Origin of the sequence: Pseudoalteromonas sp. SWN166, from assembly GCF_015864485.1 — a bacterium.
Classification (GTDB): Bacteria; Pseudomonadota; Gammaproteobacteria; order Enterobacterales; family Alteromonadaceae; genus Pseudoalteromonas.
In genome coordinates this window covers 106,993-127,762 of sequence record NZ_JADYXB010000001.1, presented here as the reverse complement: position 1 = coordinate 127,762, position 20,770 = coordinate 106,993, and the positions used below count along the sequence as shown (strand labels likewise).

Annotated in this window: 20 protein-coding genes; 12 read left to right on the top strand and 8 right to left on the bottom strand. The window is 38.7% G+C overall.

All coding sequences use genetic code 11. The features are described from left to right. Positions 1–23: 23 nt before the first annotated feature. Positions 24–1,181 carry an ROK family transcriptional regulator gene (locus tag I6F49_RS00600; RefSeq protein ID WP_165727168.1) on the top strand — a complete coding sequence of 386 codons (1,158 nt, stop codon included), beginning with the start codon at positions 24–26 and terminating at the stop codon, positions 1,179–1,181. A 69-nt stretch (positions 1,182–1,250) separates the two neighbouring features. On the opposite strand, the gene I6F49_RS00595 is transcribed toward I6F49_RS00600, so the two are convergent. The 3 genes from I6F49_RS00595 to coaBC form a co-directional block, all read right to left on the bottom strand. Then, positions 1,251–4,019: a S9 family peptidase gene (locus I6F49_RS00595; RefSeq protein WP_197177990.1), complete on the bottom strand. Its 2,769-nt coding sequence runs from the start codon at positions 4,017–4,019 to the stop codon at positions 1,251–1,253. Between the two features lie 164 nt (positions 4,020–4,183). After that, positions 4,184–4,771 (bottom strand): nucleoid occlusion factor SlmA, encoded by a 588-nt coding sequence (slmA, locus tag I6F49_RS00590; protein WP_007581932.1) that lies wholly within the window; start codon positions 4,769–4,771, stop codon positions 4,184–4,186. Positions 4,772–4,882: 111 nt separating this feature from the next. Continuing rightward, positions 4,883–6,076, bottom strand: a complete 1,194-nt coding sequence (gene coaBC, locus I6F49_RS00585) for a bifunctional phosphopantothenoylcysteine decarboxylase/phosphopantothenate--cysteine ligase CoaBC (RefSeq protein WP_197177989.1) — start codon at positions 6,074–6,076, stop codon at positions 4,883–4,885. Positions 6,077–6,219: 143 nt separating this feature from the next. Here coaBC and radC point away from each other — a divergent pair, with 143 nt between their 5' ends. From radC to rpmG, 3 genes are all read left to right on the top strand, one after another. After that, a complete protein-coding gene (radC, locus tag I6F49_RS00580; RefSeq protein WP_024598926.1) occupies positions 6,220–6,894 on the top strand; it encodes a RadC family protein in 675 nt (224 codons plus the stop codon). 274 nt (positions 6,895–7,168) lie between these two features. Further along, positions 7,169–7,405: a 50S ribosomal protein L28 gene (rpmB, locus tag I6F49_RS00575; RefSeq protein ID WP_004335549.1), complete on the top strand. Its 237-nt coding sequence runs from the start codon at positions 7,169–7,171 to the stop codon at positions 7,403–7,405. Positions 7,406–7,416: 11 nt separating this feature from the next. Then, positions 7,417–7,572 (top strand): 50S ribosomal protein L33, encoded by a 156-nt coding sequence (gene rpmG, locus I6F49_RS00570; protein WP_004335545.1) that lies wholly within the window; start codon positions 7,417–7,419, stop codon positions 7,570–7,572. A gap of 401 nt (positions 7,573–7,973) precedes the next feature. Here rpmG and I6F49_RS00565 read toward each other — a convergent pair whose 3' ends face one another. After that, entirely contained in the window at positions 7,974–8,900 is a 927-nt protein-coding gene (locus I6F49_RS00565; RefSeq protein WP_024592811.1) for a manganese-dependent inorganic pyrophosphatase, read from the bottom strand. Positions 8,901–9,018: 118 nt separating this feature from the next. Between I6F49_RS00565 and I6F49_RS00560 the strand changes: the two genes are divergently transcribed. After that, positions 9,019–9,519 (top strand): hypothetical protein, encoded by a 501-nt coding sequence (locus I6F49_RS00560; RefSeq protein WP_197177988.1) that lies wholly within the window; start codon positions 9,019–9,021, stop codon positions 9,517–9,519. Between the two features lie 14 nt (positions 9,520–9,533). Further along, complete coding sequence (gene mutM / locus I6F49_RS00555) at positions 9,534–10,343, top strand: bifunctional DNA-formamidopyrimidine glycosylase/DNA-(apurinic or apyrimidinic site) lyase (protein WP_149593869.1); 810 nt, start codon at positions 9,534–9,536, stop codon at positions 10,341–10,343. Positions 10,344–10,444: 101 nt separating this feature from the next. Here the strand turns inward: mutM and I6F49_RS00550 are convergent, their stop codons facing one another. Genes I6F49_RS00550 through I6F49_RS00535 form a run of 4 tightly spaced genes read right to left on the bottom strand, consistent with a single transcriptional unit; the run spans position 10,445 to position 13,979 of the window. Beyond that, on the bottom strand, positions 10,445–10,945 hold the full coding sequence (locus I6F49_RS00550; RefSeq protein ID WP_165740325.1) for a DUF3299 domain-containing protein: 501 nt from the start codon (positions 10,943–10,945) through the stop codon (positions 10,445–10,447). Positions 10,946–10,959: 14 nt separating this feature from the next. Next, the gene (locus I6F49_RS00545; protein WP_166419676.1) at positions 10,960–12,201 is read right to left on the bottom strand and encodes an ABC transporter permease; all 1,242 of its coding nucleotides are present in this window, start codon (positions 12,199–12,201) and stop codon (positions 10,960–10,962) included. Beyond that, positions 12,198–12,896, bottom strand: a complete 699-nt coding sequence (locus tag I6F49_RS00540) for an ABC transporter ATP-binding protein (RefSeq protein WP_197177987.1) — start codon at positions 12,894–12,896, stop codon at positions 12,198–12,200. Before I6F49_RS00540 ends, I6F49_RS00545 begins: the two co-directional genes overlap by 4 nt. Before the next feature lie 9 nt (positions 12,897–12,905). Next, positions 12,906–13,979, bottom strand: coding sequence for a CDP-glycerol glycerophosphotransferase family protein (locus I6F49_RS00535; RefSeq protein ID WP_197177986.1), 1,074 nt, complete (start codon positions 13,977–13,979; stop codon positions 12,906–12,908). A gap of 178 nt (positions 13,980–14,157) precedes the next feature. On the opposite strand from I6F49_RS00535, the gene I6F49_RS00530 reads away from it, so the two are divergent. From I6F49_RS00530 to I6F49_RS00505, 6 genes are all read left to right on the top strand, one after another. Then, positions 14,158–15,261, top strand: a complete 1,104-nt coding sequence (locus tag I6F49_RS00530) for a phosphoribosylaminoimidazolesuccinocarboxamide synthase (RefSeq protein WP_197177985.1) — start codon at positions 14,158–14,160, stop codon at positions 15,259–15,261. A 122-nt stretch (positions 15,262–15,383) separates the two neighbouring features. Then, a complete protein-coding gene (locus I6F49_RS00525; protein ID WP_166419679.1) occupies positions 15,384–16,046 on the top strand; it encodes a methylamine utilization protein in 663 nt (220 codons plus the stop codon). Beyond that, entirely contained in the window at positions 16,039–18,354 is a 2,316-nt protein-coding gene (locus I6F49_RS00520; RefSeq protein WP_197177984.1) for a bifunctional diguanylate cyclase/phosphodiesterase, read from the top strand. Before I6F49_RS00525 ends, I6F49_RS00520 begins: the two co-directional genes overlap by 8 nt. Continuing rightward, positions 18,341–19,174 carry a DUF3034 family protein gene (locus I6F49_RS00515; protein ID WP_197177983.1) on the top strand — a complete coding sequence of 278 codons (834 nt, stop codon included), beginning with the start codon at positions 18,341–18,343 and terminating at the stop codon, positions 19,172–19,174. The genes I6F49_RS00520 and I6F49_RS00515 overlap by 14 nt, the downstream gene beginning before the upstream one ends. After that, positions 19,174–19,593, top strand: coding sequence for a group I truncated hemoglobin (locus I6F49_RS00510; protein WP_197177982.1), 420 nt, complete (start codon positions 19,174–19,176; stop codon positions 19,591–19,593). Before I6F49_RS00515 ends, I6F49_RS00510 begins: the two co-directional genes overlap by 1 nt. Before the next feature lie 64 nt (positions 19,594–19,657). Further along, positions 19,658–20,722: a CDP-glycerol glycerophosphotransferase family protein gene (locus I6F49_RS00505; RefSeq protein WP_197177981.1), complete on the top strand. Its 1,065-nt coding sequence runs from the start codon at positions 19,658–19,660 to the stop codon at positions 20,720–20,722. Positions 20,723–20,770: the final 48 nt, after the last annotated feature.

Here is a 20,770-nt window from a genome sequence, read left to right as displayed (position 1 = left end):
CAATTTTGTTAGGGTTAATACCTATGTTTTCGTTAAACAACAGTAACTTATTACGCTCTGGTTTTGAGCTTGGAAAAGGCGAAAAGCTATTTCAAGATATTGAGCGCGATATTATAAAAGTGGTGTTTTGGGAAAAGTGCGTAACTCAAAGTCATATTGTGAGCGCAACTCGTATTCCACAACAAACTGTGTCGCGTTTACTTAAGTCGTTAACCCAGCACGGCGTAATAGTGCAAAGCGATACGCTAATTCCAAATAAAAAAGGTAAGCCAGGGTTTGGCATTGCCCTTAACCCCGATTACGGATTTACCTTTGGCTTAGCTATTTTGCTTGATGCTATTTCGATTGCCGTAATGGATTTTACGGGAAAGGTGGTTTACACCCATATGCAGCTAATGTCGGATATGAGCATTAATAATGTGCTTAAATGTGCACAAAAGCTAGTGGAAGATATAAGCGCTGAGCGGGACATCCCAAGTGAAAAAGTGCTGGGAATGGGCGTGGGTATCTCTGGCTTTTTTAGCTCAATGGATGGGAAAATGAATACCCATCATATGCTAGAAGAGTGGTCGCAAGTTGATATTATCGATATTGTGTCGCAGCATTTTCAGCTTCCTACGTGGGTTGTTAACGATGCAACAGGCGCAGCTGCAGGCGAGGGCGTTGCTGGTATTGGTCGTGAGTACAAAAACTTTGTTTATATGTTTGTATCGGCCGCATTTGGTGGCGGTATTGTAAATAATGGCGATGTACTGCGTGGTACTTATGGAAACGCAGGTGAGCTTGGCGACATGCTACCGCCTAAATTGTATGCGCACCCTAATCTTGAATTACTAAAACGTATTTTGAAAAAAAATGGCGTAGCCGTTACTTCTATTTACGATCTGCACGACAACTTTGACCCCGATTGGCCAGGCGTTGAAGAGTGGCTGTTTAAAGTTCAAGACTCATTTGATTTAGTGGCAACTTGTTGCTCTGCATTATTAGATGCTGAAGCGATTATTATTGGTGGTCATATTCCAAAAGAGTTGGCTGAAAAAGTTATTGCACGTACTGAGGTTTATGCACAATTTAGACGTGGCGCTAAGCGGCCAATGCCTAAGTTGGTGGTATCTAATATTGATAATTTTCCGGTATCAATTGGCGCAGCTACTTTGCCATTTAGAGAGCTGTGTTTGTAGTTTAAGAGGAATTTAAAAACAAAAAAGCCGATATTGTTTATGCAATATCGGCTTTTTAGTGTGGGTTATTTACTCTTCAACGAATGCCTCACCTTGTGTCATCCACTTAGCAGCTGGTTTGCCTTTTAAGTAATGATCAAAGTACTGCATCATACGTACTGAAAAATCGACCTGATTAGGAAACTTTTTCAAGTGGTGTGGTTCACCTTCGTATTGTAAAAATGTAGCGTCTTTTCCTGCACGGCGTAGCGCTAAATAATACTGCACGCTTTCATGCCAAGGCACTGCATCATCTTTGTCGCCAGACATGATTAAAATAGGCGTATTAACTTTGTCTGCAAAAAATACCGGTGAGTTTTCTATATAAAGCTCTGGTGCTTCAAATAAGTTTTTACCAATACGGCTTTGCCCTGTTTCGTATTGAAATTGACGTGCAAGACCTGACTTAAGGCGAATGCCACTATACGCGCTGGTCATGTTAGATACTGGCGCACCCGATACAACCGCTTTAAACATATCTGTTTGGGTTATCATAAACGCACTTTGATAACCTGCCCAAGAGTGGCCCTGCAAACCAATTTTATTTTTATCAGCTATGCCTAAATCTATTAATTTTTGGGTGGCGTTTATCATGGTTTGCGTTGACGATTTACCCGGATGGCCTATTTCAAAACGAATATCAGGTAAAAATACCGCATAACCGTTTGAGGTAAACATAGGGAAGTTAGGGCGATGGTTTAATTCCATTTTTGGAAAATCAAACATACGCTGGCTCATGTAACGGTAAAAATACACAACCACAGGCACTTTATCGCCTTTTTTATAGCCCGCTGGTTTTATTAATACGCCTTGTAGGTCTTCGCCATCATACCCTTTATAGCTAATTAGCTCTGGTTTTTCGCCCCATGCAAAACTACTAATTTGTGGATTTAGCGTGGTCACTTGTTTTGGTGCGCTAAAGCTAAAATCTGTTTGGTAGTAATCAGGAAATTGACTATAAGTTTGCTCGGTAAATATGTATTTATCAGCAGTTTTTGCTTTTTTAACTACATCAAAGCGTTTATTACCGCTAAGCACGTTAGTGATTGTGTTAGTGGCTAAGTCGAGCTTTGCAACTTCGCTTTGTTTAGTTTGTAAATTAATAGCAGAGACAAGTAATGTATCGCCTTTTTTAAAGCCCACTTGGGTTTTATCAAGCTTAATAACACGGTACTGCGTATTGCTTTGCTTACCATTCGTTAGGCGTTTAGCTTGCTGCGTTTTTACATCAAACGCCCAAATATCGTATTTACTATAAGCAAGCACTTGGCTGCTATCAGTCATCCAACCAGCAAAACCATAACCAGGTTGGGTAGATGGGTAGTCGTGTTTGTCATCAGCAAAGGTTGCCTGAATAGCTTTTGTAAGCGGTGTTACTTTATTGTTTTTTAAATCTTTTAGCTGTATTTGGCTATCGTTAAAATAAGCCGCAAACTCACCACTTGGTGCAAGGCTTGGTCTAAACGGGTAGTTGCTAATAATGGGTGTTTGCTTACCTGTATTTATATTTACTGTAAAGTAATCAGCAAAAAAACCGCCGTACATTATTTTTTCTAGGTAGGGGATGCTAGATGAGCCAAGTAAAGACACATCTCGCTCCGGGTTTAGTGCAACCTCAGGCATATTAGTGGTACTTAGCTGTACCACTTTTTGCGAGTTAACGTGATACACCGCGCTGTAATGGCGATTTTTATTAACTTCGTTCCATTGTTGTTCTTCACGCGGTTTTATTTGCGCATCGTTGTTGTGCCATACATCTAAACCTTTATGCTCACGTATGGTATCAAAGTCGTACAGTGAGGCTTCGTCGGTATATTCTTTGGCTTTTACTTTAGCTGCTAATTTTGGATGGTTTTCAAAATATAAGCGCTCGCCATTTTCTGACCACTTAAGAGAGGCTGTTTTACCTAAAACCCATGTTTTATCTGGTGATGCTATTGTTGAAAGTTTATCGTTTTTATATAGCTGTAAACTGTAGCTACGGCGACGCGTGTCATCATTTACATAATTACCCAATGTAAACGCTGCAATGTTGTCAGTTGGGTGCCACGCTATTTTATTTGCGATTACGCCCGGTTCGTCAATTAATACGCTGCTATTAAAGTCACCTAGCTCAATTAACGCTATTTGGTTGTTATTACCGTCGCTGTAACTTTGGCTCACTAATAGTTGGCTGTTAGCTGAGTTAATAGCGTAGCTAAATACGTTTTCTATTGTATGGGTGCGTTTATCAGATAAATTTACGATAACAAGCGCATAGCTGTTATCTTTTTTATCGGGCGTGATAGCGTTATCTTCTTCGTTTTTAGTGCTATCGGTTTTATCTTCTACTTTTGCGTCATCGTCTTTTTTATTTAAACGATAAGCAAGCCACATACCGTCATCAGATAACGTGTAATCTTTTATATCAGCAAAGCTTTGTTGTTCACCTGATTGTGTATTTACGAGTACCAAGTTATTTTTAAGGGTGTCTTTTTTTTTGGTTGTTTCTTTTTCAAGTAAGGTAGGTACTTGTGTAAAAGCGACCCAGTTTGCCGCTTTATTAATATGAGGCTTAGTGCCGCGCTCTACTTCTGCAATGAGTGTATTGCTTTGTAGTGAGTAAACTTGGCCTGTTGCATTACCACGATACGGCGTTGCACTAAAAGTGAGTACTTGACCATTGTCAGACAGTTGCGTGCTTTTAGCTGATTTAAAACCAAATACATCTTTAAATTGTAGCGATTCTTTAGCGTGTATGGCGGCGCTAGTTAAGCTAGCAATGAGTGCTGTGCTTAATAGGGTGAGTTTTGTTTTCATTATTGATTCTCATATTATGACATTGTTTCATTGTAACGAGTTTGGTTCATAATTCGAGCGGATCAGTTAAATGGCAGCTACATACGACAAAACGACCCGTAGGTCGTTTTTTAGTATTTAATTTAGTATTTAATTTAGTGTTTAATTTATTAATTTAGCAGTAATTACAGCCAAATTTTTTGTAGCTCAAGCCATTGTTTTTCAAATTGAACACTTGGTTTTGCTTTAAAGTCGCTGCGTACAAACTGATTCATTTTGCCTTCAACGTAGGCAAGTAAAAAGTTTGCAAGAGTAAGCTCATCACTTTGGAAGTTTTTACCTTCACGTAATTTACGCTCACGAAGTACTTGTTTAAACTGAGTTTCTAGTTTTTCAAACAGACTTTGTACACGCTCGCGTAAACGTTCCTGCTCACCTTGTAATGCGTCGCCGGTTAAAATACGGGTAATGCCTGGGTTTTTTTCAGCAAAGGTTAGAAGTAATAATAAAATGTTGTAAATGCGCGTTTGACTTTCTTTTTCGTTTTCAATAATAATATTTATACGCGATAAAAGAGTGTCTTCAATAAACTCAATTAAGCCCTCAAACATACGTGCTTTGCTAGGGAAATGACGGTACAGCGCGGCTTCAGATACGCCTACTTCAGCAGCTAGTTTTGCTGTAGTGATGCGTTGACCTAAATTAGTTTCTAACATTTGTGCGAGTGCTTGCAGTATTTGCTCTTTGCGATTACTTCTTTTTGTCGCAGGCATGAACATTCCTTTTTATTAGTTATTCTTAGTGGCGCAGTTAAGAACCCTAGTCATTTTTTGTTCAAATGAATGGCGTATGTTAATGTTTTATTCAGTTTGTTTCCAGCCTTTTTATAGATGTTTAGCCAGCTGTTCGATCACCTTGAGTGCTATTTCTGTTTTACTTGTTGCTGGTAATTCTAGTTGTTCATTATGCCAGTACAGTGTTAAAGCATTATGATCTGAATTAAACCCTAAGCCACTTTTTGATACGTCATTAGCGCAAATCATATCTAGATTTTTATTTTGTAGTTTACCTTTAGCATAGCTTTCTACATTTTGAGTTTCGGCGGCAAACCCAACCGTATAAGGACGGTTTTGTTTAAGATTGGCAATAGCTGCAATTACGTCAGGGTTTTTAGTTAAAGTAAGGGTGAGTTCGTCGCCTTGTTTTTTCATTTTTTGAGTCGCAATGTTTGCAGCTCGATAATCTGCTACAGCGGCGCAGCCTATAAATGCATCTGATTGTGGTGCATAAATTAATGATTCATTTAGTAACTGCTCAGCGCTTTCTATATTAATAAGGTTTACGCCAGTAGAGGCTTTAATGTTTACTGGACCCGAAATTAAATTAACCGTAGCACCGAGTTGCAAAGCAGCCTCTGCCAGTGCATAACCCATTTTTCCAGAGCTGTGATTTGATATAAAACGTACCGGGTCGAGAGGCTCACGCGTTGGGCCTGCCGTTATTGTGATTGTTTTTCCTGCAAGTAATTGCGGTTGCTCTTTTGCTGTACATAGGGCAACAAGCTCATGTGGTTCTAGCATGCGTCCAGCGCCTACATCGCCACACGCTTGCTCACCTTTCCCTGGGCCCCAAATTAGTACGTTACGTGCTTTTAATGTGGCCAAATTAGCTTGTGTAGCTGCGTGTGCATACATTTGCTGGTTCATTGCTGGTGCAACGGCCACTTTTGCAGGCGTTGCGAGCAGTAACGTTGTTAGTAGGTCGTCAGCAATGCCGGCTGCCATTTTAGCAATAATATTACACGTCGCTGGAGCAACTAAAATTAAGTCAGCCCATTTTGCAAATTCAATATGGCCCATTGAAGCTTCAGCAGAAGGGTCAAGTAACGAGTCAGAGACTGTTTCGCCACTAACGGCTTGCATAGTTAAAGGGGTAATAAAGTGCTTAGCTGATTCAGTCATAACTACTTTTACTTCACAACCAGAGTCTTTTAATCGCCTAACGAGCTCTGCACATTTATAAGCTGCAATGCCGCCGGTAATGCCTAGTACAATTTTTTTGTTTGTTAAGTTAGTCATGGTTGTTCATCAGTCTTATTAAATATTGCGCTTAAAATAACAAATCTTTACCCGTACCGCGAAGTTTTTTAATTCGAAATAACAGGCTAAATTTCAAATTTGCATTACATTTATAAGACACTTTCGCCTCTCAAGGATGAATAATGCAACTTACTTCACTACCAAACTCACTTCGACCTCGTGAAAAATTGATCGCAAAAGGGGCTAAAGCACTCAGTGACGCAGAGCTTCTTGCTATATTTTTACGAACAGGGTTGCCAGGAATGAATGTAATTGAGTTGGCTCAGCATTTATTAAACGAGAATAAAACACTGCATAATTTGTTTAATGCCAGCATTGAGGAGTTTTGCTCTCAAAAGGGGTTAGGGACCGCTAAGTATGTTCAGCTACAAGCTGTGTTAGAGCTAAGCCAACGTTATATGCAGGAGCGTTGCCAGCGAGACGCCGTGTTTAATTCGCCAAACTCAGTTTACGATTACCTAACAATTCAAATGCGAGGCTTGCAACAAGAAGTATTTATGGTGTTATACCTAGATAGCCAAAATAGATTAGTAAAAGATGAAATACTTTTTTATGGCACTATTAATTCTGCCAGTGTGTATCCGCGTGAAGTGGTAAAAGCAGCTCTTAAAAATAACGCAGCCGCTGTTATTTTTGCACATAATCACCCAAGTGGTATTGCAGAACCGAGCCAAGCAGACAAACTTATTACTAATAAATTGCAGCAAGCACTGCAATTGGTCGACATAAGTGTGCTCGATCACATCATTGTGGGCGGAGAAACGTGTGTTTCGTTTGCCGAGCGAGGCCTGATTTAGCTTTGTTAGATACAGAAGTGTGTTAAAAATGAGCTGTTTAACGTGTTTTGGCAAATTAGTTTAATTTAAATGCAGTTTTTACTTTCCCTAAGGGCATTCGATCTTTATAATTAGCCGCTATCAAATTTACATATATGAGCTGATTGGATAGATCAGTGTTTGATCTTTGCCTGTAAAAGCTGTATAAAGAGCGCCCTTCGATTTATCTCTAGGGCGGAAATACACGGCCTTAGATTAAATTAAGCTCGAGCGAAGTTATTGGAGATATATAGACATGTCTAAAGTATGTCAAGTTACAGGTAAGCGTCCTGCGGTTGGTAATCACCGTTCACACGCGAGAAACGCGACTAGACGTCGTTTCCTACCTAACCTACAAACACACCGTTTTTGGGTTGAAAGTGAAAAACGTTTTGTAACATTACGCACTACTACTAAAGGTATGCGTATTATCGATAAAAAAGGCATCGACACGGTTCTTACAGAAATCCGTGCTCGCGGCGTTAAAGTTTAAGGATCTGAATCATGCGCGATAAAATCCGTTTAGTTTCAACTGCCGGTACTGGTTTTTTCTACACTACTGACAAAAACAAACGTAACATGCCTGAGAAGATGGAAATCAAAAAGTTTGATCCAAAGATTCGTAAACATGTTCTTTTTAAAGAAGCTAAAATTAAGTAATTTTAGTTCTTTTAGAATTTAAAAACCCAGCTTAGGCTGGGTTTTTTGTTTTTAAAAATATGATTAGGGCATGTTAATCTTTGTGGATTGAAATTTGTTCAATCTAGGGACGATTTAATCGCGGCGCGAGGTTTGTAACCTAGTGGGCTAAGTAAAAACCGAGCAACAAGGAGTTAATCGTCCCTAGAAAGAACCCAAAGGGCAGCGCATGTTTGGCATTTATGCTGCGTTATCGCCTATTTATGGGGAATAACCACACTACATAGGCTCTGCCTTGCCTTAATACCAAACATGCTGCTGCAAATTCAACCACCAAAGAACAACACGCCCTAACAAATTGATATAAAAAAACCTCGTTGGCATAACCAACAAGGCTTTTAAATCAATAAATGAAAACACAATTAGATTTTTGTGAATGCATCTTGTAGTGGTGGTACTACTTGCTTTTTACGGCTCAGTACACCCTCTAACCATACTTTATCATTTTCTGGTTTTACACCGTAAGCCTGCTCAACTAAGTTTGCATCGTCAGATACAATTAGCATTTCTGAGCCTTCTTTCATTATATCGGTAAGCAGTAAAAATACCGAGTGGCGGTTGCCCTCAACTTTTAGCTTAGCAATATCGGCTGCAAGGTCCGCTTTAATATCGTCAAAAACAGCAAGGTCGATTACTTCTAGTTGGCCAATGCCTACCAGGTTACCGTTCATGTTGAAGTCTTTAAAGTCACGCATTACTAAATCACGTGCTGGTGTGTCTTCTACCGCAGATTTAACGCGGAACATATCCATACCCAATTCTTTAAAGTCCTCGATACCTGCAATTTCAGCTAGCGCTTCAACACATTTAATATCGGCAGTGGTACATGTTGGTGATTTAAATATGACAGTGTCGCTTAAAATTGCACACATCATAATACCCGCGATGTCTTTAGGGATTTCTACGCTGTAGAAGTCGTACATCATTTTAATAATAGTGTTTGAACAACCAACAGGACGAATCCAGCATTCAAGCGGAGTAGATGATGTTAAGTCACCTAATTTGTGGTGATCTACCACGCCAACAACGCGAGCTTGGTCGATATCATCGGGTGCTTGTGTTTTTTCTGTGTGATCTACAATATACACATCTTCACCTGCGTAGCTTAATTTAAGCTCTGGTGCTTCGAAGCCAAATTTATCAAGGATAAATTGAGTTTCAGGTGAAATTTCACCAAGACGAGTTGGAATTGCAGGCTCATCGATTTGGTTTTTTAAATAAGCCAGTGCAATTGCACCACAAATAGAATCTGAATCTGGGATTTTATGGCCCACTACATACATAGACATTGATGGAACTCCTTTAAATTTGCCGATATTCTAACAAAGTCTGCGGCCTTTAACATATAGACAGCGCAATTAAGTTTTAGTTACACTTTAAAATCTTGAATTTACTAGGTGTATTAATATGCGACTGGGCCGTAAAGGTTGGAACAACGTTATAATATTTTCGATGTTGATTATGATCTTCTTCTTAAATGGCTGGCATAAGCAACTTTTGGGAGGGGAGGATAAACCAACATTACAAGCTGTACTCCCCCAGCAAAGTTTTGTACTGACACTGCAATTTGTTGATCAAAAAATTGAGCGAATAGGAACAAGCTGGCGTACAACCCCACTACAAAAAGACATACCGCTTTTGTGGCAAGCATCTGAGCAGCAACTTAGTGATTTAATTAATCAGTGGCAAAGCGCGCAGTTAATGGGCGTTAACGAATCTGTTGTTTTTAATCCTAATGAGCCTTTATATGTTGCTACATTTGAGTTGGCTGGCGAGAGTTTACCTTGGGTTTATTTGCTTTATAAAGGCGATGGGCAATATTACTTACTCGAAAAGAGTAGCCAACGAATACTCGCACTCGATTTAAAAACTGCACAGCAGTTATTTCCTAGTTTTGATTTTTCATAAAGTGAGTCTAATTAATGCCTGAATTACCCGAGGTAGAAGTGAGCCGAATGGGCATCACTCCCCACGTACAAAACCAAGTAGTTACTAAGGTAAATATTTACAATGCCAGTATGCGCTGGCCAGTGCCTGATGACGTGTATCAGCTTGAAGGGCTAGTTGTTACTAGTATTGAGCGACGAGCTAAATACTTACTTTTACACTGTGAGCTTGGAAGCACTATTTTACATTTGGGTATGTCAGGTAATTTACGTGTTGTAGATAAAAGTGAGCCGCTTAAAAAGCATGACCATGTAGAGTTTATTTTTGGCAACGGTAAAGCACTGCGCTTAAACGATCCTCGTCGCTTTGGTTGTTGCTTATGGCAAGAGCCAGGTGAAGTGCATAAGCTACTCTCTAAGCTTGGCCCTGAACCGCTTACTGATGATTTTTTTGCTAAACGCGTGTACGAACAGTCGCGCAATAAAAAAGTACCCGTAAAGCAATTTATTATGGATAACGCAGTGGTGGTTGGTGTTGGTAATATTTACGCGAATGAATCGTTATTTAAAGCGGGTATACATCCAAAGCGAGAAGCGGGAAAAGTATCGCTCAAACGTTATCAAGCACTTATCCCTATTATAAAAGACACGCTTGCTGCGGCTATTATGCAAGGTGGTACAACGCTTAAAGACTTTGCACAAAGTGATGGTAAGCCAGGGTATTTTGCTCAAGAGTTATTAGTATATGGGCGTAAAGGCAAGCCATGTATGACGTGCGAAAACGAATTGGAAGAAATTAGATTGGGGCAGCGCAGTACTATTTTTTGCTCAAATTGCCAAAAGTAGTTATCTAGTTATCTAGTTATTTGAATATTTAGTTATGTAAATTTTTTCGATTCTAAATTTAATGATATTTAAGGGCCAGCTTTAAAAGCTGGCCCTTTATTTTAAAGCTCGAACGGTGCTACACCGACCGCTTTCATTTTATATCCTACCTGCGCTATTTCGCCCGACCATGTTTGTGTACTTATGACTCCAGTTACAACAATTGCGTCGTATAGGCTATCTATTGGTACTCCACCTTTAATTGTTACATGGACTATTTGATTTGGCGGTGGTGGTGGTACGTGTATACAGGCGCCAAAATAAGGGACGAGTAAAAACTCAGTAATGACTTCGCTATCGCCCTCAAGTGGTACAACAAAGCCGGGTAAGCTTACCGATTGCCCATCAAGTGCTTTTACTACTGGTGCATCTAAATCGGGTTGCACCCAGTTTTGATCACTACCTTCGTGATTAGCTTGTGCTTGAGTGTCTATTTGCACGTGGTTTTTAGGGATTAAGTCTTCCCAAAAAATTTCTTTTGGTGGATTGGCACTGCTTATAAAGCTTATAAATAATAAGCTAATACACAAGCTGTAATTAACTGCTGTTTTAAAAAATGTCATAGAGTACCTAAAAATTATGCTTTTATACTCATGCCATCGCTGAGTGAATAAAAATAAGCGCGAGTAGCGGGTATTAAGCCAATAATAAAACCGGCTGCCATAATAACGCCGATTAAGCCCAGTTCATAGTAAGAGAGCATTGTGATATTTACGCTTATACCAGCATGACTTTGTAAGTAACCGCTGGCTGAAAAAATAACTAAATAGTAAAGCGCACTACCTACTAGGCAACCAAGTAAAGTGGTTAGTAGTGACTCAATACTTATAAGTGTAAATAAATGCCAAGGGCGAGCGCCTACCGAACGTAATATAGCAAGTTCGCGACGACGCTGACTTAAATTTGCAAGCAATGTCGTTAGCATGCCAAGTAGGCTTACTAACACGACAACAGCTGAGAATAGTAAAAGTATTTTTTCTACTATGGCGAGCATTTCCCATAACTCTTTAAGTGTTACGGTTGGCATAATGCCAAGCAGGGCTTCTGGCTTATATTGATTTATATTGCGCCTAATTTGTAGTGTGTACAAAGGCGAATTAAATCCCATTAAAAATGCTGTAATTTGTTTTGGATGACCCGTTAAATCATTATGCTTTTCGTGTTCAGCGTGAGCTGGACTTGAACCGCCGTGAATTAAATCGATTGCAGCTAAAGGTATATGCAATGTTTTATCAACAGGCGTGCCTGTTGGATTTAAAATGCCGACGATTTTAAATGGGTTGTCGTCATGATGATGAAAGCTGGTATTACCCATACCGTGCGATATAACAATAGAGTCGTTAAGTTTATAACCTAATTTATTTGCAACTTCACTACCTAGCACCACTTCGTTAATTGCAGCAAAAGGGTGGCCTTTGTTAAAGGTTAAACTTTGTTTTTTTGCAAAGCGATAATGGCTAAAATAATCAAGTGTTGTGCCTAGTACCGCTTGGCCTTTATGGCTGTCGCCTAGGCTTATAGGTATGCTCCATTTTACGCCTCGCTGACTTGTTATGTATTCATAACTTTTCCAGCTTACGCCGTTATTAGTATGGCCGATTCTAAATACCGAAGAAAGCAGCAACTGTATGTCGCCGGTACGTGCACCCACAATTAAATCAGTGCCCGAAATAGTATTACTAAAACTACTTTTAGCATCAATTCGTACACGCTCAATACTTAAAAGTAGCATTACACTAATTGCGATAGTAAATAATGTAAGCAGTACACTAGCGCGGCGGTTTAATAAGCTTTTGTAAGCAAGTTTAGCGAGAATCATACTTGTTCCTGCAAGCTTATAAGGTCAATGGAGCGGTCAAATAAAGGCTTTAGTGTTTCATCGTGGCTCACAAATACCAGCGCACTATTAGATAACTTTGCCTGCTCAAACAGTAGGTTTATAAAGCTTTCACGGTTATTTGTATCGAGTGCGGAGGTGGGCTCATCAGCAATTATTAATTCAGGGCTGCCTATAAATGCACGAGCGGCAGCAACGCGCTGTTGCTGTCCAATACTAAGCTCTGCTACATCCTTATGATGGTACTGCGCAGTAAGGCCTAAAGCATTTAATAATCGTATGGCTTCTTGTTGTAATGCAGAGTTTTTATTTGATGACTGTTTTAATATTTTTTGTTTGCGGCTTTTTGAAAACTCACACCCAAGCGTTATATTTTCAATAGGTGTTAAATAAGGGAGTAAGTTAAAGTTTTGAAAAATGTAGCCAATATGATCTGCTCTAAACGCATCACGGGTAGTATTGCTTAATGTAGTTAGATTTTGGTCTAAAATTGATACCTCACCGCTAGTGGCTGTATTAATGCCAGCAAGAATCGCTAATAATGTCGATTTACCTGAGCCACTAGGACCGTGTAAAAAAATATGCTCACCTTTTTCGATAACTAACTCTTTTATGTTGAGCGTGGGTGAGTTATCGCTTTTATGCCACTTAAAAGTTACATTTTTTAGGTTGATCATTACTTTATTTTACCATTTCCAATAATTGAGGTTTCTGCGCGTTTTAAATTGCCTAATAATATTAAATGGCTTAGGTTTTAGCTTATCTTCACTTAATAAAAACTCATTTGTTGCAGCAACTACGCGTTCACTCGACTGCCCATCAGTATATGGATGAAGCTCTTGGCAATAGTTTTCAATATTTTTCATAAGTGTTTTAGGGTACGTGAAAGCCTGCTCTAAGGCTTCTTCAACCTTATCAGGATCTGTTACATTAAGTAAATGCTCTGCGGGAGCATTATTACAAAAGGTGACCACAGGTTTTCGTTGGACTAAAAACATTAAAAGTACTGATGATGTATCGCATAACATAACATCGGCTGATTTTAATAAAGGGACTACGTCGTCGGTCTCAATAAACGTTAAATTTTGATTGCTTAATGCCTTATATTTGCTCACCAATTCAGTTGGCATTTTTGGATGAAATTGCATTAAAATTCGCCATTTCCCGGTTTCACTAAAATGTTTTATTTGCTCATATAGCTTTGGTGCAAGCGATAGTCGCTTTGAAAATGTAGAGCAGATTAATAAGGTTGGTCGGGTGTCTGATTTATTTGTATAAGGCGTTTCGGTGATGCCATCAAATAATCGGTCAAGAGGAGGCCAGCCAGTTTCTGTTACCTTGAAATAGCCTAGTTTTCTTTGTAAGGCTTTAAATGGGATTGTTGTATTTGGGCCTTGCGTACAATACAGGTCGAAACAACCTCTAGCTTTAAGGTGATCGTTATTCCCTTTTTTATCTAGCTTACCTGCATCAAAGCCATGAAACACACCTACTTTGATACCAGGGAAAAAAGTGGGTATTAAATTAGCCGGTGCAAACGTTGCATCGGGGTTCCATTCGTGAATATCTTCTATTGTATTAAGCCGTTTTTCTTCTTTTTTTAAAAAATTAGGATTGACTGCCAAACCTTGTAAAAACCAGCGCACTTCACCACCATTAGCTAATATTGCAGCCTGAATAGGCCTCAAAATAGCATATGAATAATTTTGAGAAATATACATCAAGTATTTTTTATTTTTAGTGGCAGTTAAGTAGTTCAAGCTATCTCCTCAGGCTGGTTGGCACATTAAGTTTACCCCATTGCGACTCGCTTATAAATATATGCCTTTATTTGTTTTAAGCATCCGATTGAGCTTTGAGGTTGGCTAGATTATTATACAGCCCATATAACCCCATACCATACTTTGCTCAAAGAGCATCCCTAACCCCGGAGATAGCATGACTAGCTATAAAGTTTTAGACGTAAACGATGATTTACCCATTCGTACCAAAGGTGAAGTACACAGCGGTAAAGTTCGTTCGGTTTATTGGTTAACTGATGAAGACAGCGCACGATTAATTAAAGACAAAGGCTACCAAGTACCGACAGGTACTGAGCTTGCGATTATGGTTATTTCAGACCGAATTTCTGCATTTGATTGCATTTGGCAAGGTGAAAATGGTTTAAATGGCGTACCAGGTAAAGGTATAGCGTTAAATTCAGTGGCAGCCCATTGGTTTAAGTTATTTGATAAAGCAGGCCTTGCGGGTAATCATATTGTTGATATTCCGCATCCGTATGTGTGGATTGTACGCAAAGCCAGTACAGTAAAAGTAGAGGCAATTGCTCGCCAATATATTACGGGTAGCATGTGGCGCGATTACGCCAAAGGCATACGTAATTTTTGTGGTATTGATTTACCAGAGGGCTTAAAAGCCAATCAAAAACTTGATAACGTTTTAATTACGCCATCAACAAAAGGTATTATTGAAGGTGTTGCCGATATTCCGGCCGTTGATGATGTAAATATTACCCGCGCTAACATTACTAATAATTTAGATGTATTTAACTTTAAATCGGCAGATGACGTAACCAAATACGAAAAACTGTTAGTTGAAGGTTTTAAATTAATTAGTGATGAGCTTGCTAAGCTTGACCAGATTTTTGTAGATACAAAATTTGAGTTTGGTTATGTAGAGGATTTAAATGGCGCACAGCAACTTATTTATATTGATGAAGTAGGCACGCCAGATTCATCACGTATTTGGGATGAAGCTGCATACAAAAACGGCAAAATTGTTGAGAATTCTAAAGAAGGCTTTCGCCAATTACTTATTAATAATGTGCCAGAGAGCGACGTATTATTAAATAAAGATCGCATGAGTGAGCGTGAGCAATTAGCTAAAGATTATATTTTACCAGAATCAGTAATGCTTGAAGTGTCAAATACCTATGTTGGCATAGCGAGCAAAATTGTGGGTGAAGATATTGTGATCCCTGAAGATCCTCGCCAAGAAGTAATTACTATTTTAGATAACGATTACGGATTAATTGTTAAATAGCAGCACTTAAGTGCTAACAAAGCCAGTAACTAAGTCTTTATTTTTAGTTACTGGGCTATAATTCTTGCAATTAGTGCTCGTCTCTAATTAACTTAACCTAACATTAATATTTAGGTGTTGTTATGTTTGAACGGGCATTGCAAAAATTTGTAAAAAGCAGTTACTTTTTAGCTATAGGTTTGTTTTTTAGTCAGTTTGCTTTAAGTGCTAATATTGATTTAGTAATAGAAGATCAACATGGCCAAAAGTTATCAGGTGCAGTGGTTGAGCTAAATATTGCTGACAAACAAGCCACACCATCCAATTTGCCCATTGCTATAATGGATCAAGTTCATAAGCAGTTTTTACCCGAATTATTAGTTGTACAACAGGGTCAAAAAGTTAACTTTCCTAACAGCGATAATATTCGCCATCATGTATATTCTTTTTCACAAGCTAAGCCTTTTCAACTAAGATTATATTCAGGGCAACCAAAAGAGCCCATTACGTTTGAGCAGCAAGGTGTTGTTGTTTTAGGGTGTAATATTCATGATTCTATGGTGGGCTATATTTATGTAGCGAGTAGTGAATCCGTATATAAAACAGATAAAAAAGGCCATGTAAGTTTGCCTATTAATACACTACCTGCACAAGTGAGTGTGTGGCACCCTTTGCAAACAGCGCCATTGGAGAATAAAAAAATGATAACAATTAATTCTCAAAAACAGTTACAGATAACTGTAAATACATCCTCTCCAGCACCTAGAAACACTTTTGGTAGTAAGTTTAAGGCTGGTAATGACTAATAGTTTACGAAATCGCATAACCATTTTATGTGTTGGCTTAGTGTTATTAACCACTATGGTCAGCTTGTTTAGTTTTTGGTGGTCTACGAGTAAGTTTCAAGAAGAAAAAGTAAATCAAGACATTACCGTAGCGCAAAATGTTTATAAGCAATATTTAAAATCAAAAGAAAGCCTACTGTTAACAGCCGCTAAAGTATTGACATCAGATTTCGGTTTTAAGCAAGCTGTAGCTACGCGAGATGCAGGAACAATAAGCAGTGTGCTATTCAACCATAGCCAGCGTATTGATGCTGAGCTAATGTTGTTACTTGATTTGTCGGGTAAATTAATATCAGCTAATACAAATGAAGATGCTTTTGCACATGACTTAAAACCGCTAATGGAGGAGCTTTTAAGTGCGCCAGAAGAGTCTAGTTTTGTGGTGCTTAATAACGAGCTGTATCAAATTATTTTATTACCTGTAAAAGCGCCACGTACAGTGGCCTATAGTTTAGTCGGCTTTAAAATTGATGACAATGTAGCCCATGAACTAAAAAGCTTAACAGGCATGGATGTAAGTTTTATAGGCAGTGCTGACGATATTGTTATTAGCTCATTAGCTAATCGCCCTGAACAATTTGAGCCTGTTAGCTATTTTAGTACCGTAACCACATCGCGTTTTTTTGGTGAGTACTTGGTGTATCGTAACCGCGATATAGACCTACCATCGTTATTGACCCATCCCATAATTATTTTACTGAGTGCTGATTTAACACAAAGCTATAATGACTTTGATAAGCTCTTATTTACACTTATTATTTTAGCTATTTTAACTATGTTTGTAGGTGTTATTACGAGCAGCATATTTGCAAATAATTTAACTACGCCACTTACTCAACTAGCTGTAATTGCAAGGCAATTTGCACAAGGTAATTATGCCTTTGAGTTTAAAGGCCAAAGGCAAAGTACCGAAATAGACACGCTAGTCGCAGCGTTTGATAGCATGGGTAATGATATTAATCAGCGCGAGCAACAAATTAGCTTTCAAGCCAGGCACGATTCCCTAACAGGCTTTTATAACCGCTCAGCCATGCTTGAGGTGCTTGATGATGAGTTAGATTTATCAGCCGAGTACACGCTCGTTGCAATAGACATAAAAGGTCTTCGCCATATAAACGATAAGCTCGGTCCGCGCATTGGTGATGACTGCCTAAAGGCGGTTGCTTGCAGAATAAGTGAGTTTTCGGATGAGTTAGGGGGCTTTCATGCACGTATTGGTGGCGATGAGTTTTTAACGGTATTTCCGACTGCTGCAGTACGTGAGCAAAAAAGCGGTATTGTGGGTTTAATGGCACAATTACAAGCGTGCTATACAATTCAAACACTTAAAATTAATTTACGCTTCAGTGCGGGTATTGTGCAGTATCCTACGCAAGGTATTGCGAGTGATGACTTAATGCGCCGTGTACTGATCGCAGTAGAAAGTGCAGCCAATAATCAAGAAAGCATACATCACTATCAAAATGGTGAGGACGAAGCGCATTTAGAACGCTTAATAATGCTTGATGAATTAAAGCAGGCAATTAGTGATGACGATGGCCAGTTATTTATGACTTATCAGCCTAAACTACACATGAAAACGCAAAAAATAGATAAAGTTGAGTCACTTATTCGTTGGCAACGAAAAGACGGAAGCTGGGTTAATCCCGAGCTATTTATTGACTTAGCGGAGCAGTCGGGGCTTATCGTTGAGCTAACCGCGTGGGTAGTTAATACGGTTATTGCACAAGTCGCTGATTGGCAATCTAAAAATATAAACTTACAGGCTGCAATAAATGTATCTGCGCAAGATATAGCATTTCCAGGTTTTCATTCCGCATTAGTACGCACACTTAAAAAGTATAAAGTAGATCCTAGATTGATCACTATTGAGCTTACTGAGCGCGATATGATCGAAAACGAAGAGAAAGGTATTAAAGCGCTCGAAAATCTTAAGGCAATTGGCGTTAAAATATCATTAGATGATTATGGTGTAGGGCAAACATCACTTGGTCGATTAAAAATGTTACCTATTGATGAGCTTAAGCTAGATAAGTGCTTTATCCTAAAACTTGATGAATCGCAAAAAGATCAATTTATAGTGCAATCATCAATTACGCTGGGGCACCAGCTAGGTTTCTCGGTTGTAGCTGAGGGGGTTGAAACGCTTGGCTCGTTAAATCTACTTAAAAGTATGCATTGCGACCATGCACAAGGATATTACCTAAGTAGGCCTCTAAAAGCAGAGCTATTAGAGAAATGGCTAGAGGAATACTATGAAAAAAATTAAATGTTTATTAGCTAGCCTGTTATTAATATTTACTTTACCGAGTGTTGCAAGCAATGGAAAACTGCTAGCTACGCCGGGAGTCTCTCAAATAGAAGGCAGCGGTGGCGGCGGGATTGTGCCATGGGCACAGCTTGCTGGATACGCAAGTGATGATGAGTTTTCGGTAAATGGCTTTTGTAGCCGCGCAGATGTAACCGACTACACACTTGATGTATGTGGTGCACAGCTTAATTTATTTAATCGTGTTGAACTGAGCTATGCCCAACAGCGCTTTGATGTACCAGCACTTGATGCTGAAATAGAGCAGTCAATTACAGGTGCTAAAATACGTTTATACGGCGATATTGTTTACAGTGATTGGCCACAACTTAGCTTAGGTATTCAGCATAAATCACTGGATGATGGCAGCATTGCAACACTCGTAGGCGCACAAGATACCAGCGGCACTGACTACTATCTCGCTGCTAGTAAATTACATTTAGGGGCTATTGCTGGCTATAACTGGTTTTGGAACGTAACCACACGATACAGCGAGGCTAATCAGCTTGGTTTACTGGGTTACGGCGGAGTAAATGGTAGCGGCAAAGTATTATTTGAAGGTAGTACAGCTATATTTTTTAGTCGCCAAGTTGCCGTTGGCGTTGAGTATCGTCAAAAATCAAATAACCTAAATTTAGGCGAGCAAGATTGGAAAGACTTATTTGTAGCGTGGATGCCCAATAAGCATGTGAGTGTAACGGCTGCTTACCTTGATTTAGGGAGCATTGCAGGGGCTGACGATCAAACAGGTTGGTACCTATCGGTAACAGGGTATTGGTAATGAAAAGCGTTGGTATTTTTTTAATCTGTGTAGGATTACTTTGCGGGTGCGCGAGCTCAACTCAGTTATCACTTTATCAAAAGCTGGATGGTAAAGCGGGCTTGGCTCGAATAGTCGATAGTTTTATTTATCAGATAGGTAATGATGAGCAAGTTATTCATTACTTTGAACACAGTAATATAGCGTACTTTCGCCAAGGGTTTATTACTCATATGTGTATGTTAGTAGAAGGCCCATGTACATACGATGGCGACTCTATGGTGGCAATTCATACCGGTATGCATATTACAGAGAAAGACTTTAACCGTGTAGTTGATTTACTTATAAATGCAATGAATGAGCAGAACATTAGCCATAGCTTACAAAACGATATTCTTTCTAGAATGGCGCCACTTCGTGGTGAAATTATAAAAATGTAATCACTTTGTTTTTGTTATGCTGCTTTCAAGGTAGAATATAAAGAAAAAATAATAGTGATCCCATATGAATATAATTTTTGATACACAAAGCCTTTACTATCTTCCTCAGTATATCCCTGTTTATAAAGAATTATGTAAAAATGGCATCAAAGGTAAATTTGTATTTTATAAAAATAGCCATGAACATTTAATCCAGCGTGTTATAGATGACTATGACTTAGATCATATCTGGGTTAACGAACAAGAACAATCAATTGCTTATTACGAAAATGAAAAAGCTGATTGGGTGTTTTTTGCTAACTCTTTTTGTTACCTAGACCGCTTACATAAAGTATCTAAAAGCGCTCAGCTTGGACACGGAATAGGCCCTAAATCAAGCTACTATACTAAGTCTAGTCAAGCAATGACGGTTAGATTTGTTGAAGGACAGTACAGACTAAACCGTTTAAAATCAATGTATCCAAGTGATGAATTTGTTGATGTAGGCTTTTGCAAATTAGACCCTATTTTCAATAAAGAAAAAATTGATGGCACGTTAGAATTAACTAACTTTGATAATAAAAAACAAACTATTTTATACGCTCCTACATTTTATCCAAGCAGCTTAGAGTTATTTCCTGAAAATTGGCCGGAACATTTTGGCGATTACAACATCTTAATAAAACCTCATTACTTTTCTATTAGTAAAGAGCGTTATAAAAAACACGTGAAATTGCTAGATCATTGGTCAACGTATCCCAATGTATATTTAGCAAAAGTAGAAGATTATTCGTTAGTGCCTTTTTTAGATAAAGCAGATTTATTGATTAGTGATGCATCATCAGCTTTATTTGAATTTGCTCTGTTAAACAAGCCGGTCATTTGGTGCGATTTTTTGAAGTTGCGGTGGGGATACAAAGGAATATTTTCATATCGTTTTAAAAAGCGAATGGATCAAGATTATGGTGAGTATGCGAATGTTGCTATACACGCCAAAAAATATAAAAACCTTAAAAAGTTAGTTGAACAACAACTGGCTGAACCAGAAAGCTTAGCTAATATTAGATTGTCTTTATCAGAAAAGTTAGCGGGTAAAATGGACGGTAAAGCAAGTAACAGAATTGTTCAATATTTAATAAAAAATAAGTAACTATTACAAAAGTATTTGGATGTAATCGAACTACTAAAAGGATTTATA